Annotated in this window: 14 protein-coding genes; 7 read left to right on the forward strand and 7 right to left on the reverse strand. The window is 58.7% G+C overall.

Going from position 1 to position 13,784, the window contains the following annotated elements:
• A partial coding sequence (locus BTH42_RS10195) for an electron transfer flavoprotein subunit alpha/FixB family protein (RefSeq protein ID WP_218641999.1) occupies window positions 1-189 on the forward strand: 189 nt, incomplete at its 5' end.
• Between the two features lie 277 nt (window positions 190-466).
• On the opposite strand, the gene BTH42_RS34760 is transcribed toward BTH42_RS10195, so the two are convergent.
• The 7 genes from BTH42_RS34760 to BTH42_RS10225 all read right to left on the reverse strand — a co-directional run bounded on the left by BTH42_RS34760 (window position 467) and on the right by BTH42_RS10225 (window position 7,371).
• Entirely contained in the window at window positions 467-796 is a 330-nt protein-coding gene (locus tag BTH42_RS34760; RefSeq protein ID WP_143752005.1) for a DUF4148 domain-containing protein, read from the reverse strand.
• Window positions 797-1,072: 276 nt separating this feature from the next.
• The gene (locus BTH42_RS10200) at window positions 1,073-2,233 is read right to left on the reverse strand and encodes a porin (protein WP_075298689.1); all 1,161 of its coding nucleotides are present in this window, start codon (window positions 2,231-2,233) and stop codon (window positions 1,073-1,075) included.
• Between the two features lie 216 nt (window positions 2,234-2,449).
• A complete protein-coding gene (locus BTH42_RS10205) occupies window positions 2,450-3,322 on the reverse strand; it encodes an oxaloacetate decarboxylase (protein ID WP_075298692.1) in 873 nt (290 codons plus the stop codon).
• Between the two features lie 5 nt (window positions 3,323-3,327).
• The gene (locus BTH42_RS10210; protein ID WP_083654725.1) at window positions 3,328-4,734 is read right to left on the reverse strand and encodes an FAD-dependent oxidoreductase; all 1,407 of its coding nucleotides are present in this window, start codon (window positions 4,732-4,734) and stop codon (window positions 3,328-3,330) included.
• A 1-nt stretch (window position 4,735) separates the two neighbouring features.
• Entirely contained in the window at window positions 4,736-5,254 is a 519-nt protein-coding gene (locus BTH42_RS10215; protein WP_075298698.1) for a 3-isopropylmalate dehydratase, read from the reverse strand.
• Window positions 5,251-6,516, reverse strand: a complete 1,266-nt coding sequence (locus BTH42_RS10220) for a 3-isopropylmalate dehydratase large subunit (RefSeq protein ID WP_075298701.1) — start codon at window positions 6,514-6,516, stop codon at window positions 5,251-5,253. Before BTH42_RS10220 ends, BTH42_RS10215 begins: the two co-directional genes overlap by 4 nt.
• An 84-nt stretch (window positions 6,517-6,600) precedes the next feature.
• On the reverse strand, window positions 6,601-7,371 hold the full coding sequence (locus BTH42_RS10225; protein ID WP_075298704.1) for a GntR family transcriptional regulator: 771 nt from the start codon (window positions 7,369-7,371) through the stop codon (window positions 6,601-6,603).
• Between the two features lie 232 nt (window positions 7,372-7,603).
• On the opposite strand from BTH42_RS10225, the gene BTH42_RS10230 reads away from it, so the two are divergent.
• The 6 genes from BTH42_RS10230 (at window position 7,604) to BTH42_RS10255 (ending at window position 13,693) form a co-directional block, all read left to right on the forward strand.
• On the forward strand, window positions 7,604-8,965 hold the full coding sequence (locus BTH42_RS10230) for an MmgE/PrpD family protein (RefSeq protein WP_075298707.1): 1,362 nt from the start codon (window positions 7,604-7,606) through the stop codon (window positions 8,963-8,965).
• Between the two features lie 288 nt (window positions 8,966-9,253).
• Window positions 9,254-9,847 carry an isochorismatase family protein gene (locus tag BTH42_RS10235; protein ID WP_256701929.1) on the forward strand — a complete coding sequence of 198 codons (594 nt, stop codon included), beginning with the start codon at window positions 9,254-9,256 and terminating at the stop codon, window positions 9,845-9,847.
• Window positions 9,844-10,761 (forward strand): polysaccharide deacetylase family protein, encoded by a 918-nt coding sequence (locus tag BTH42_RS10240; protein WP_256701930.1) that lies wholly within the window; start codon window positions 9,844-9,846, stop codon window positions 10,759-10,761. Before BTH42_RS10235 ends, BTH42_RS10240 begins: the two co-directional genes overlap by 4 nt.
• Window positions 10,758-11,690 (forward strand): polysaccharide deacetylase family protein, encoded by a 933-nt coding sequence (locus BTH42_RS10245; protein ID WP_075298712.1) that lies wholly within the window; start codon window positions 10,758-10,760, stop codon window positions 11,688-11,690. Before BTH42_RS10240 ends, BTH42_RS10245 begins: the two co-directional genes overlap by 4 nt.
• Window positions 11,691-11,795: 105 nt before the next feature.
• Window positions 11,796-12,596, forward strand: coding sequence for an aspartate/glutamate racemase family protein (locus BTH42_RS10250; protein ID WP_218642000.1), 801 nt, complete (start codon window positions 11,796-11,798; stop codon window positions 12,594-12,596).
• Between the two features lie 29 nt (window positions 12,597-12,625).
• A complete protein-coding gene (locus BTH42_RS10255; RefSeq protein ID WP_075298718.1) occupies window positions 12,626-13,693 on the forward strand; it encodes an aromatic ring-hydroxylating dioxygenase subunit alpha in 1,068 nt (355 codons plus the stop codon).
• Window positions 13,694-13,784: the final 91 nt, after the last annotated feature.

A 13,784-nucleotide genomic window follows, 5' to 3' on the forward strand; every position in this document is an offset into this window, starting at 1 on the left:
GTCGCACCGCAGTTGTATGTCGCGGTCGGCATCTCGGGTGCGATCCAGCATCTGGCCGGGATGAAGGACTCGAAGGTCATCGTCGCGATCAACAAGGACGAAGAAGCGCCGATTTTCAGCGTCGCGGATTACAGCCTCGTCGGCGATCTGTTCACCGTCGTGCCGGAACTCGCCAAGGAACTCGGCTGACTTCTGTAGAGCGAGGGTCGATTCTGCAAGACGAGATTTCGGCCCTGCCCTTGCTCGCCGAAAACCCAAGCGTCTTGCAGAGCACCCCGCCGCCATCGCTCACGATCTGCGGATTTTTCGCCCTCGCAGCGTCGATCGCCGATCAATTCTCTCGGCACCGCACATCTTCCTTCGCTTCTGCCCAGCCGCTTCAATCAGCTCAGCCAACGCTTTCCGAGTGTTCGGCGCGTACGCTACTTTCTCCAATAACTCTACACGCGATTGATTTACACAGCCATTAGCGGCCGATGGTGATGTTGTTAATCGGAACGTTGATATTGCAGCGACGTATCCATTCAGCTTCAGCGGCTCCCGCCTGTTGCTCTCCGCGTTTGCAGGCCACGCGTCGTTGGGCCTCCTGAATATCGTGTGGGTACCACGGAGCGGGCTCTGCTGGCCGATATCCCACTGACCATAGATCCACGAACTGTTGTCTAACTTCTGACCGGGAAAGCGGTTGCTGCTGTAAGGCCGTTTGCGGCACGTTCGGCTCATTCGTCTGACCGAAGACGGGGCCGGTGAGAAGCATCAGTAAGCCCGCGATATACCCATAACGTTTGATATCCACATCCCCTCCGCCGATGAGAACAGCAACATAGGGTCAGGCATCCCAGTATAGCCGCGGCCAAAAAAACTTCAATATTGTTATATTAATAATATGATGGGACAATGATATTTATATTTTTCTCAAATTCCATAATTCATTTCAATTAACTAAAATGAATAAAATAAAACAGCCCAGATCCGATTAACTCCAGACTGGGCCGTCAGGGGCGACAGATTATGCTGACTGTTACATCACCTCGCCGCTCCAAATGAAAATTCGCATTAAGCGGCTTTCAATTTAGAAGCGATGACGCATAGCGAGTCGAACGAGCACCTGCTTGTTCGTGGAGGAGTCGCCGAGACTGCTGATATTAGCCACCGCGCTCTGCCCGAGCGAGTTTGTCCCCGAGCCGATCTGGTAACCAATAGCGCCGTAAACCTCGGTACGCTTCGACAGAACATAGTTCGTCGCCCACGAGATTTGATTGTAATGCTGGTTGCCCAAGTTGCTATTGCCTGTTTTCCCGACAGCCGTACCCTTCAGGTAGTCGTATGCAAGTCCGGACGAAAGAAACGGCGTGAACTTGTACGAGATTGCGATATCGAAATTATGGAATTTCGCCGCGTTTTTGAGAAAACTGGCACCGAGATTTCCATATTCAGTGTTCGAATATGAGCCGGCAACCGTCCACTTGTCGGTGATCGCGTAGTTGGCCGCGATCATCGCTACCTGGTACGACTGAGCGACCTGATACCCCGAGTTCAGCGAACCCGTCAGATTCGACACACCGCTCTGGTTATCGGTAAACAAACCTTTTCCGGCGGTAGCCGTCGGATTCTTGAAGAACTGGTATGCCGCGGCGACCTTGAATCCGCCGTTCGCATAGCCTGCGCCTACCGAATAACCACTTTGCGACGTGAAGTCACCCGGGACACCGCCGAGGCTGTACAAGCCGCCGAACGTGAAACCGCCAAATGACGGGCTCATGTAGCGAACAGTATTGTTCCAGCGAACCGTGTTTGCCGCGTTATCCAGATCCCCCGGGTGCACTGAAGTCGGGCCACCCATCAGCGCATATCCGGCGAGAAACTCCGGAAAATAGAAAACCATGTCGTATTGACGACCCAAGGTCACGCTACCGTACTGCGCACTCTTAACCCCGACGAACGCCTGACGACCGAACAGGGTTCCGCCCTGCGCCGACTGCCCGGTGGGTATATTGATACCGGATTCGAGGGTGAAAATGGCTTGAATACCGCCGCCGAGATCCTCCGCGCCCGTGAGACCCCAACGGCTGCCGAACGGACCCGACAGCGAGTCCATCGAAACTTTTTTTCCGCCTGCTACGTTATTCTGGAAATGGATCCCCTCATCCAGAATACCGTAGAGTGTCACCGACGATTGAGCATTCGCCAACAAGGGTACTACGCCCAACACCGCCAAAGCCAACTTCTTCATCCTGCGTCTCCAGAGTATCGTTTAGTTAGTTTTAGTACTGCAAATAAATGTGATTAAAGCAACATTCGTTATCCTATCTATCAGGATTACGCCATATTGAAACGTATCATTTCAACGAGATATTTTTTCGATCCTCACCGGCTTCGATGCGTCCAGGCCGGGAGATAGGCAAGGAGATGGCACCCGAACAGCACCATCTCGCAATTCAAATCTATGTCAGAGCCCGTTCTCGTATTTTTGTCCGAGCGCCATCAATTCCGGAGTTCCAATCATTTCGTTGAGTGAATCGAAATCGAGCATACGATCGCGCCAGGGCAGAGTAGTACGTTCCTGACGCAGGCTGCCATAGTAGTCGCGCAACATAAAAGCCGCCGCACGCGCGGTGCCTCCTGGGAAAATCACGATCCGAAAGCCGATTGAACTCAATTCGTCCGCACTCTTCACCGGCGTCTTTCCGCCTTCGACCATATTCGCCAGCAGAGGAACGCGGTGTGCAAACCGTTCGCAAGCCGCCTTCATCTGCTCGGGAGTACGTAGTGCCTCGATGAAAAGTGCGTCCACACCGCAGGCCAGATAGGCCTCGGCACGCTCCAATGCTGCCTCGAAGCCTTCGACAGCCAATGCATCGGTGCGAGCGAGGATCAGGGTCTGCTCCGAATGACGGGCATCGAGAGCCGCGCGCAGCTTGCCGCACATCTCGGCTGCCGGAATAACCCCCTTGCCATTCAGATGACCGCAGCGCTTCGGGAAGGTCTGATCTTCAAGCTGGATCATCGCGGCACCTGCACGCTCGAACGCCCGTACGGTGCGCTGAGTGTTGAGTGCGTTTCCAAAGCCCGTATCGCCGTCCACGATAACGGGTGTGGTAACGCGCTCGGTGATACGCGCCAAGGTGTCGGCCACTTCAGTCGCGGTCGTCAGGCCTATATCCGAGCGGCCCAAACGCGTATAAGCGATCGATGCGCCCGACAGATAAAGCGCACCGAAGCCCGCCTGCTCGGCAATCAGCGCAGTGAACGCGTCATAGACACCGGGGGCGAGCACCGCCTCATTCCCACGCAGTTGCTCTTTCAAGTTTTTGTTTGTCATGATGTTCAGCCCTCGATTTGTGCCGCAGCCGTCGCGCCAGCCACCCAGCCGCCACCAACGGCGCTGAGCAGACCGTTGCCGGACAGGTAACCCCATACCTCATTGCCCGATACGCCGCGCGCAGCACCACCGGCAGCCAGCAGATTCGGGAACGGCGAGCCGTCCTCACGGAGCACACGACATTGCGCATCGACGTCGAGGCCACCTTGTGTATGGAACAGCGCGCCCGTCACCTTCACGGCGTAGTACGGGCCTTGCAGCGGACGCTTGAAAGTGCGACCGAAGGAGTCCGTAACACCGTTCGCGATTCCATCGAGCGTTTTCTGCAGCGTTTCCACGTCGCAACCGATCAGCGCCGCCAGTTCCGGAACATCCTTTGCGGTGCGCAGTGCGCCGGCCTTCTCTGCTTCAACGTAGTCGGGGAATGTGCGAGCGAGTGCCAGCACCGGTTCATCGAAGACATTCCAGGCGACGGTACCGGGCTGAGCGAGCACGCCGGTCGCGGCTTCGGAATAGCCATTGTTCTCGTTGTGGAAGCGCTCGCCACGTGCATTGATCTGCACGCCGCCTTCCATCATCACGGCCCACGTCATCAGCGCGCCTTGGGGCGTGATCCAGGAACCGTGCCCCTGGTAGCCTCCAAGGTCTGCAAGTCGCGCATCGAGAGCTTTGCCCCATGCGATCGCTGAGCCGTCATTGCCGGTATGACCGGCGAACGTGGCCTCACCCATGGCCGGAAGAAGTTCTCGCACCATCGCGGTATTACCGCCGAAGCCGTTGCAGGCCAGGATCAGAAGTTCGCACGCGACATAGGCGATCGTGCCGTCCGGCGATGCGTAGCCGACACCCAGGACCCGATCGTTCTCATCGAGCCAGAGTTCACGCACGACCGATTCCACCAACACGTCTGCGCCGGCGGTTGTAGCGGTACGTTCCAGACACGCCATCAACGCCGCGCCCGTGCGCTCGGGCGTCGTATGCATACGCCGTGCGCGGTGGCCCGGATAGAGAAAACCGTCGAGAATTTCAAGCTTGACGCCGAGACGCTCGAACGTGTCAATCGCTTCGGTTACGCCGCGCGTATAGGCCTGAACCAGATGAGGCGCAGCTTGTCCATGGGCCTTCTCCGTCACGTCCTCCGCGAACAGGACTTGCGAGTCCTCGATGCCCAACTCCCGCTGAAGCCGCGTCTCCGCCGCCGGAATGAACCCCGAAGACAGTGCGGTCGAGCCGCTGGGCACGGAATCGCGTTCCAGCAGCAGACAATCAATGCCGGCTTCGCGAAGTCGAATGGCTGAAGTCAGACCACAGGCACCTGAGCCGACAATGACTGCGGGAACGACAGGCGTCTCCTCTGGCATCTGGGAAGCGCGGACAATACGTGCGGGATGTTCAGAAAAATTGAATGTCATTTCAGAGTTCACTCGGGGCTTTGCCAAAGCGCGCCCGCAGTTGATTGAGCAGACCGCCAGCAGCCACCATTTCAAGCAGAAATGCGGGGATGGGCTCGCAGTCCAGGGTTTGGCCATCTGCGCGATGCACCACGGGACTCGTCCCGTCGAGACTCAGGTCCACGGTTTCACCATCGCGCAACAGACCGGCATCCGCACACGTAATCAGCAGGAGTCCCAAGTTGAATGCGTTGCGGAAGTACAGGCCGTTAAACGATGGCGCGATAACCGCTCGCACGCCGAGTCGCACGAGCGCACCCGCCGCCTGTTCACGGGAAGAACCGATACCGAAGTTCGGACCCGCCGCGATGACGTCTCCCGGACGCACCTGCGCGGCGAATTCCGGGCGAACCACTTCCAGACAATGAGGCGCAATGCCTTCCAGGCCTAACTTCATGTATGCGCCGGGAGCCAGCTGGTCGGTATCGATGTCCGGGCCCACCGCCCAAACCCGCGCATTCTGAATATTGTTCGTACTCATGCCAGCAACTCCCGCGGGTCAGTGATGCGGCCTCGCAAGGCCGATGCGGCAACGGTATAGGGAGATGCCAGGTACACCTGAGCGCTTGCCGATCCCATACGCCCCTTGAAATTGCGGGCCGTCGTCGCAATCACGTTTGCGTTGTCGGGGATGCTGCCGCCATAACCTGAACACGCCCCACACGCGGTGGGCAGCACTTCGGCGCCTGCCTGCCGCAGTACTTCCATCACGCCTTCTGCCTCGGCCTGTTGCTGATCCTGAATGCTGGCCGGCGCAACGAGTAGCCGTACGCCGGCCGCTGCGCGCTGACCAGCCAGAACTTTTGCCGCGGCGCGCAGATCGTCGAGTTTGGCACCGGTACAAGCACCGATATAGGCCGCTTGCACGGCCACATCCTGATAAGCATCGACCGGACGGGTGTTGGCCGGGCTATGAGGAGCCGCCACCTGAGGCGTCAGTTCGGCGGCATTGAAACGGTGCGTCGTCGCGTCGGCGCCCTCGTCGGTTTGCCACTGATCGATTTCGACCTGATCCACACCGACACCGCGCAGCCACTCGCGCGTGGTCTCATCAGGTGCGATGAGTCCCACCTGAGAGCCCATCTCCGCACTCATATTCGATAACGTCATGCGCTCCTGCATCGACAGCGCACGCACCGCCTCGCCGCAGAACTCAATTGCTTGATACTTCCCGCCATTCATCCCGAAGCGGGCAATCATATGTAACGCCATGTCCTTGGCGGTCACACCGGCCGGCAAGCGTCCATCCCACTGCATGCGAATGGTCTGCGGAACACGCACCCAGATTTCTCCGGTGACCACGACGCCGAGCATTTCGGTACTTCCGACACCGAACATATATGCACCGAATGCGCCGCCCGTAGGCGAATGCGAATCGCCACCGACACAGAACATGGAAGGCCGAATGTGCCCCTTCTGCGGAAGCACCACGTGGCAGATGCCTTCACTATCGTAGACATTAGGCAGTTTTTGCTCAGCGGCCCAGTCCCGCGCAATACGCACGATACGGAGGGAATCTTCGTCGCGAGCAGGCACGTAATGATCCATGACGAGGACGATCCGCGATTTGTCCCATACCTGGGCGCCCAATTCTTCCAGCATGGGTTTCAGGCGACGCGGCCCTGATGAATCATGGAACATCGCGAGATCAACTTTGCAGTTTACGATTTCGCCCGGTGTCACATGGGAACGGCCGCTGGCCCGGGCGATTAACTTCTGGGCCAACGTGGCAGGAAGAGTCATATGAATCAAAAGCGTTCGATGTGGTCGGTAGTGCTTCTCGCGGGCATCCTGATAGATGCCCGATCCTGATTTACATTAACTGCTTTATGGCGATATTTCGCTCTCTACGACGCGGGCATCGATGTCACCCAATCGGGTCAATTCCATTTGATACTCGTAACGGTCCGGCCTATACAGACCGTGAAGCAACTGCACGGGCTGATCGTTGCTGTCGTACACCAGTCGACGCACCGATAGCAGCGCCGCGCCGATTGAGACGTCCAGCTCGGTCGCAACCGTTGCATCGGCTTGACTCGCGGAGATCGTCTGACGCGCACGCCCCCATTCCACGCCAGATTCCTCCAGCAGCTCGAGAACCGGCCGGCGCGCTACGTCGGCACGTGTGAAACCCGTTGCACGCTCGACAGGCAAATAGCTGGTGATAAACGATACAGGGCCGGCATTCGTGCTACGGACGCGCACGATCTTTCGCACGCTGGCGCCTTCGGCAATCTGTAACGCCTGAGCAAGTGCGGGCGAAGCGTGAATCACGCTCCATTCCAGCACCTTGATGGAGGTCTTCCGGCTCGCCTGGACGATGTTGTTCAGCAGGCCGCCCAGCCTCAGATTCGGGTGATCGCCTTGTGCCGCCGCCTCCTGCTGTTCGCTACGCGGAGCCGGCCACGTGCCGCGCCCCGCCTCGCGAATAATCAGGCCTTCGTTGACCAGTTGCTCCAACGCGCGTCGCACGGTTACGCGACCGACGCCAAACCGTTGCGCCAGTTCGACTTCAGGCGGAACGCCATCGACATACAGACCCTCGTCCAGTTGCTGACGCAGGACAAGGTAGATCTGGTGGTATTTCGGGAGCGGCATTGAGCCCGCTGCTGATTTTGCCGTTACGGCCTGCGAAGAGCGCGCTTGTGTGGTGCGTTTCACTCTGAGTCCCAAGTAATTCTTGTGCAGTTTCGGGTCGCGCCCGAGTTCGTTCGGGTCGCGTGATTTCATGAACCGCTGAATAAAAGTTTATTGTTCCAACGATAGGACATTGTTGCTAGACTGTCAAGCAACAACCGCCTGGATTCATCTATATCAGCGAGGAGACGACATGGAGTATCTCGATCAACTCGGCACGTTCGGTGCCGATCTGCAATACGCAAACCTCCCTCAAGATGTGCGCCAACAACTGGGCTGGGTACTTGCGGACACTTTAGGCGCGATCGTCGGCGGCTCGGCCGAGCCCGAACTGCGCGCGATGGCGCAACGCGTTTCCCGCGGAAACGGGGCGACGCTGGTGGGCCTGGGCGCAAAGGCCAGTCCGATGGAAGCCGCATTGATTAACGGAACCGCCGGAACCTTCCTGGAAATGGATGAGGGCAATCGGTTTTCGCGTGGTCATCCGTCCATCCATGTGCTTCCCGCCGTGCTCGCAACAAGCGAAACCCAGGGCGCTGACGCACATCGCTTTCTCGCGGCTCTGGCCGTCGGCTACGAAATCGGCTCACGTTTTGGTGCCGCGGTGCGGTTGCGTGACGCTATGCATGTGCACGGAACGTGGGGCACGCTCGGCGCCGCGGCGGGTAGCGCGCGTGCGCTCGGCGCCGATGCCGGCACTGTGCGCGAGAGCCTGAACGTGGCGTCGTCGATGACCATCGCCACGTCAAAGAAAACGATGCTGCAAGGTGGACTGGTCCGCAACCTCTATGCCGGCCTCTCGAATAGCAACGGGCTGCTGGCCGCACAACTCGTGCTGTGCGGTTTTCAGGGTGAAGCAGATGGCCCCGCGTCCCTGTTCGGCGAGATCGTTTCGGAGCATTACGACCGGGTCAAGCTGCTTCGCGGCATACGCGAAGAATGGCACCTCATGCAGAACTACTTCAAGCTGCATTCGTGCTGCCGGTACAACCATGGCACGCTGGATGCACTCGACATTCTTGCCGAACGCGGCACCCTCCCGGCGGCAGCCGATATTTCGTCGATCGAAGTAACGACCTACAAGTACGCGGCCGAACTCACCGATCCCGCACCTCGTAACACACTCGGCGCCAAGTTCTCGGTGCCGTTCGCAGTAGCCACACGCATCGTCAACGGCAGCAGCGGTCTGTCCAGTTTCACGCAGGACGCGATTCGCAATCCGGATGTGCTCGCCCTGGCTTCCAGGGTATCCGTCGTCGAAGATCCGTCGATGACGGCACGACTGCCGCAGGAACGCCCTGCGCGGGTTCGCGTATTCGACAGCAACGGCCAGATTCACGAAGCCGAAGTCGGCGTCAATCGCGGCGATGACACGTCGCCCTACACCACCCGCGAACTGGAAAACAAGTTCCTCGACTTGTGCGAACGAGTCTGGCCGCGTTCGCATGCCGATGCGCTGCTCAACAGCACGCTGACCCTGGGCGATGCAAAGTGCGGCGATGAAGCCAGCTTCGCGAGCTGGCTGGAGATGCTGCGCCGCCCGGCTGATCGATGATGCATCGGCTGCCCTTCAGGAAATATCCGGGCACGAAATGCAGCTTGAAATCCCGCAACATTAGATGACCGCACAACGCCAACGTGATGCGCCTCAGGTAAATGTTCTATTGACAGAATAATAATGCACGCACAACATGCGGCAATGTGATCTTCATGCGCTCTGTCTATCAGGCGTCCTGTACAAACCTTCGAGAACCTACGCATGCAATCTTCCGATAAGACCGCCCGTCAACTGTTCGCCGAGTTCAAGGCAAACCCCACGCGCAAGCGTTTCGGCTTTGGCCGCATGCCCGCGCTGATTAACGTGGATCCGCAGAAGGCCTATACCAGCGTCGGTGAATTCGCGACGGCCTACGAGACCGATCCGAAGCAGATGGAATACACGAATCAACTCGCCGCGGCATTCCGCGCGAAAGGCTTTCCGGTCGTGTGGACTTATGTCGCTTATATGGAATCGGGCGAAGACTGCGGGATCTGGGGCACGCGCAGCAACACGCCCGACTCGCTGCAGAACATCAAGGTCGATAGCCGCCGCTCCGAATTCGATGACCGCCTGGTGATCGATCGTAAGCGGGACATCATCGTCAACAAGCGCATGGCCTCGGCGTTCTTCGAAACCAATCTGTCTTCGATTTTCACGTTCCACGGCGTGGACACCGTGATCGTCACGGGCGGCTCGACCTCTGGTTGCGTGCGCGCCACGGTGATCGACAGCTTGCAACGCAGCTTCCGCACCATCGTTCCCGAAGAGTGCGTGGCCGACAAGCATGAAAGCCCGCACTTCGCCAACCTGTACGACATGGCCGTGAAATACGCCGATGTTCTGCCCGTGGCCGAAGTGCTGGAGCAGATTGCCAAAATTCCGGCAAAGGGTGAATGATGAAGCGCGATCCCGCTTTCTACGATTACCTGCCCTATGAGAACCGACCGCAGATCCGCTGGCCTGGCGGTGCGCGTGTCGCTTTCTGGGTCGCGCCCAATGTCGAGTTCTACGAACTCAATCCACCGCGTAATCCGTCCCGTGGCGCCTGGTCGCGTCCGGCGCCGGATATTCAGAACTACTCCTACCGCGACTATGGCAACCGCGTGGGCTTCTGGCGCATGCTGGACGTGATGAAGCGCTGCAACATGCGAGGCAGCGTCTCTCTGAACGTCGCCATGTGTGAACACCACCCGGAAGTGATCGCCGCTTGCGCCGAGAACGGCTGGGAGTTCTATTCGCACGGCACGTACAACACGCGCTACATGATGGGTATGAGCGAGGAACAGGAACGCGCTGTCATCCAGGACTCGATCGACACCATCCGCAAGCACACGGGGCAAAAACTCGACGGCTGGCTCTCGCCCGCGCTGACCTACACGGATCGCACGCTCGATCTGGTCGCGGAAATGGGTCTCACCTATGTGTGCGACCTGTTTCACGACGATCAACCGGGGCCGGTGAAAACGAGCAAGGGCCGACTCGCGAGCATTCCGTATTCGCTGGAGATGAACGACACGATTGTCTACAACGTCAATCAGGTCTCTCCGCGCCGCTATGGCGACATCATCAAGCGACAGTTCGATCGCCTCTATCGCGAGGGTGAGGAATCGGGCACGGTGATGTGCATTCCTCTGCACCCCTATCTGATCGGCCAGCCGTATCGTCTCGCGGCCTTCGAAGAAGCGCTGCAGTACATCACGAGCCACGACAAGGTGTGGCTCGCCACCGGTCGCGAAATCGCGCAGTACTACAACGAACACTATTACGACGCCTTCGCAAAGGCCGCTCACGCAGTCGGAGAAGCCCCATGAGCTCACTGCCGCAGGAACATCTCGAATATCCGCTGCGCAAGTACGGCATGGACCACCAGCGCTATGACTGGTCCATGTTGCCCGATCGTCCGGGCGTCGCGTGGCCCAATGATGCCCGCGTCGCGCTGTGGGTGATTCCCGCTCTGGAGTGGTTTCCGCTCGACATGAAGGGACAGCCGTTCAAGCCGCCCGGTGCGATGCAGACGGCTTACCCCGACCTGCGCCATTACACGCTGCGCGACTACGGCAATCGAGTCGGTATTTTCCGCATCATGAAGGCGCTGGAGCAACATGGGATTCGCGCGAGCGCGGCCATGAATGCGGCTGTGGCCGTGCGTTACCCCGCGCTGGTCAAGGCGTGCGTCGAGCGCGGCTGGGAAATCATCGCCAACGGGCTGGACATGGACCATCTCCACCACGGCGGCCTTGCCGAAGAAGACGAACGCGCGCTCATTCAGCAATCGCTGGAGATTCTGCGCAAAGCAAGTGGTCAGAAAGTACGCGGTTGGCTGTCGCCGGCCAAGTCGGAATCGTGGAACACGCCTGATCTGTTGCGTGAGGCAGGCGTCGATTATGTTTGCGACTGGGTTAACGACGATATGCCGTATGCGATGAACACGCGCGCGGGAACGTTGCATGCGATGCCGCACCCGATCGACATCGACGACACGACCATTCTGGTGCAGAACCATCACACCGAGGACGACTTCCGCGATCAGCTGATCGACCAGTTCGACGTGTTGTATCGCGAAGCGCGCCCGGACAATGGTCGCGTGATGGCGATTTCGCTCCATCCGTGGGTGATCGGTCAGCCGTATCGCATCCGCGCACTCGAAGAAGCGCTGGAGCACATCATGCGCCATCGCGGCGTCTGGTCCGCGACCGGCAGCGAGATTCTCGATGCGTGGAAGGGCCAGCAGCCCGCCTGAGTCCCTGAATTGCGGACAGGGTTGGCGCCCCGTATTGGCCGGATAGACCAGTACGGGGTCGCCCCTGATCCTCTCCATATCGAATACTTCATTTCCCACTCTTCCATGACGCCCTCTTCCGAAAAGCGTGTGCGCCGCGTTCTCGTGGTCGTGCCTTTCGCCATGTCCGCCGACAACCTGCTTCTTCGTGAGTCGCAGTTGCAGGGCCTGCAATTCGGCGACGACATTCGTTTCGAGTACCGGGCGGTCAAAGCCGGCCCGATGAACTACTCCAGCCACCACGATTTCGCGCTCGCCGATGTCGCGAACTTCGAGGCCGGTTGCCGCGCACAGGAAGAAGGATTCGATGCCGTGTGTATCGACACCATGAGCGATTCGGGCGTTGCGGCCCTGCGTTCGGTGCTCGACATTCCGGTGTTCGGGCCGGGAAAAGTGTCGATGCTCACCGCACTCATGCTCGGGGATAAATTCTCGGTCCTCACAATGGCCAGCCGCTGGAAGCCGCTCTACAAGAAAGCGCTGGATGAACTCGGCCTGCATCACAAATGCGCTTCCGTCCGCGCGATCGAAGTGACGCCCGATAACCAGAATCTGCTTTCCGGCAAGGAAGAGGACGTCTTCCCGCTTCTGGAGAAGGCGGCTCTTCGCGCTGTCGAAGAGGATGGCGCGGACGTGCTCATTCTCGGCTCGACCACGATGCATCAGTCGCACGGATGGCTGCAATCGCGTCTGCCGGTTCCGATCATCAACCCGGGCCCGCTGAGCTACAAGATCGCGGAATCAATGCTCGCCCTGCGCCTCACGCAAAGCCGCACGGCCTATGCGAAGCCCATGCATCCGCGCCTGGACATGCTCTCGCATATGCTGGACGCGGGGCAAGAGAGTCTGTCGACCAGCAATCTCTAATCTGATTCACGATCCCCGGGTATAACGAAATGTTTGTCAAAAATACATGGTATGTCGCCGCATGGGCTGAGGAAGTCACCCGGGAACTGATGTCCCGCAAATTCCTGAACACGCCGGTCGTCATGTACCGGACCGAGAAAGGCGAGCCGGTTGCGCTGGAAGACGCGTGTCCCCACCGCTACTACCCGCTGTCGAAAGGGGTGCTCAAGGGCGACTCCATCCAGTGCGGCTATCACGGGATGGTGTTCGGCTGTTCCGGAAAATGCGAACGCATCCCGGGTCAGGAACAGATTCCGAAATCGGCCAAGGTCCGCTCCTTTCCGATGGTCGAGCGCTGGGGCTGGCTGTGGATCTGGATGGGCGATCCGGAACTTGCGGATCCGGAAAAGATTATCGACATCCCGCAGTTGCGCACCGATCAGTGGCACCAGATCAAAGGCGAGCGTATCTATTACAAGGGCAGCTACAAGCTGATGCTCGACAACCTGCTCGACCCGTCGCACGTGCCGTTCGTTCACCCGACCATTTTTTCTTCGGGTAACGAAGCGGAATACCCGGTCGATACGGCAAGCCATAACGGCTTCGTGACCGTGAGCCGCATGGTTCCGAAGGCGAACGTGCCGCCGATCTTCCGCACGATAAAGGCCGATCTGCCGGAAAAGATGGACCGCTATCAGGTCTATCGCGTGTCGCCGCCGTCGCTGTGCGTCATTGAAACCGGCGTGGTCGAGACCGGCGACTGGAAGAGTGTCGTGATGAAAGAAGATACGCTCACTGAGGCGCCGGCTGTCCCGGAAGGCGACGAACGCAAGGTCTACAGCATTCGTGGTTTCGATTTCATGACCCCGGAAACCGAAAGTACCACGCACTACTTCTGGTTCCTCGTCACCAACGTCGGCGTCGGCGATGAGCAAGTGAAGGAAAAGCTGCGACAGCAAGGCATCGCCGCTTTCGCGGAGGATATCGAGGTGGTCGAAGGTATCCAGGCGCGCGTTGAGCAAGGGAACCTGCCGCCGCAGAGCGTGATCGGCATTGACCGCGGCTACATTCAGCTTCACCGGATGCTCGAGAAAATGCTCGAGGCTGAAAAGGCATAAGAGAGAAGTGTCTGGATAAGATCTACGACGGTACTCATTAGTCATGCTCATGAGTAATCCGTCTATTTGGGCGCGCCATAAAATTCCAATC

Source organism: Burkholderia sp. SRS-W-2-2016, assembly GCF_001931485.1.
GTDB lineage: Bacteria > Pseudomonadota > Gammaproteobacteria > Burkholderiales > Burkholderiaceae > Paraburkholderia.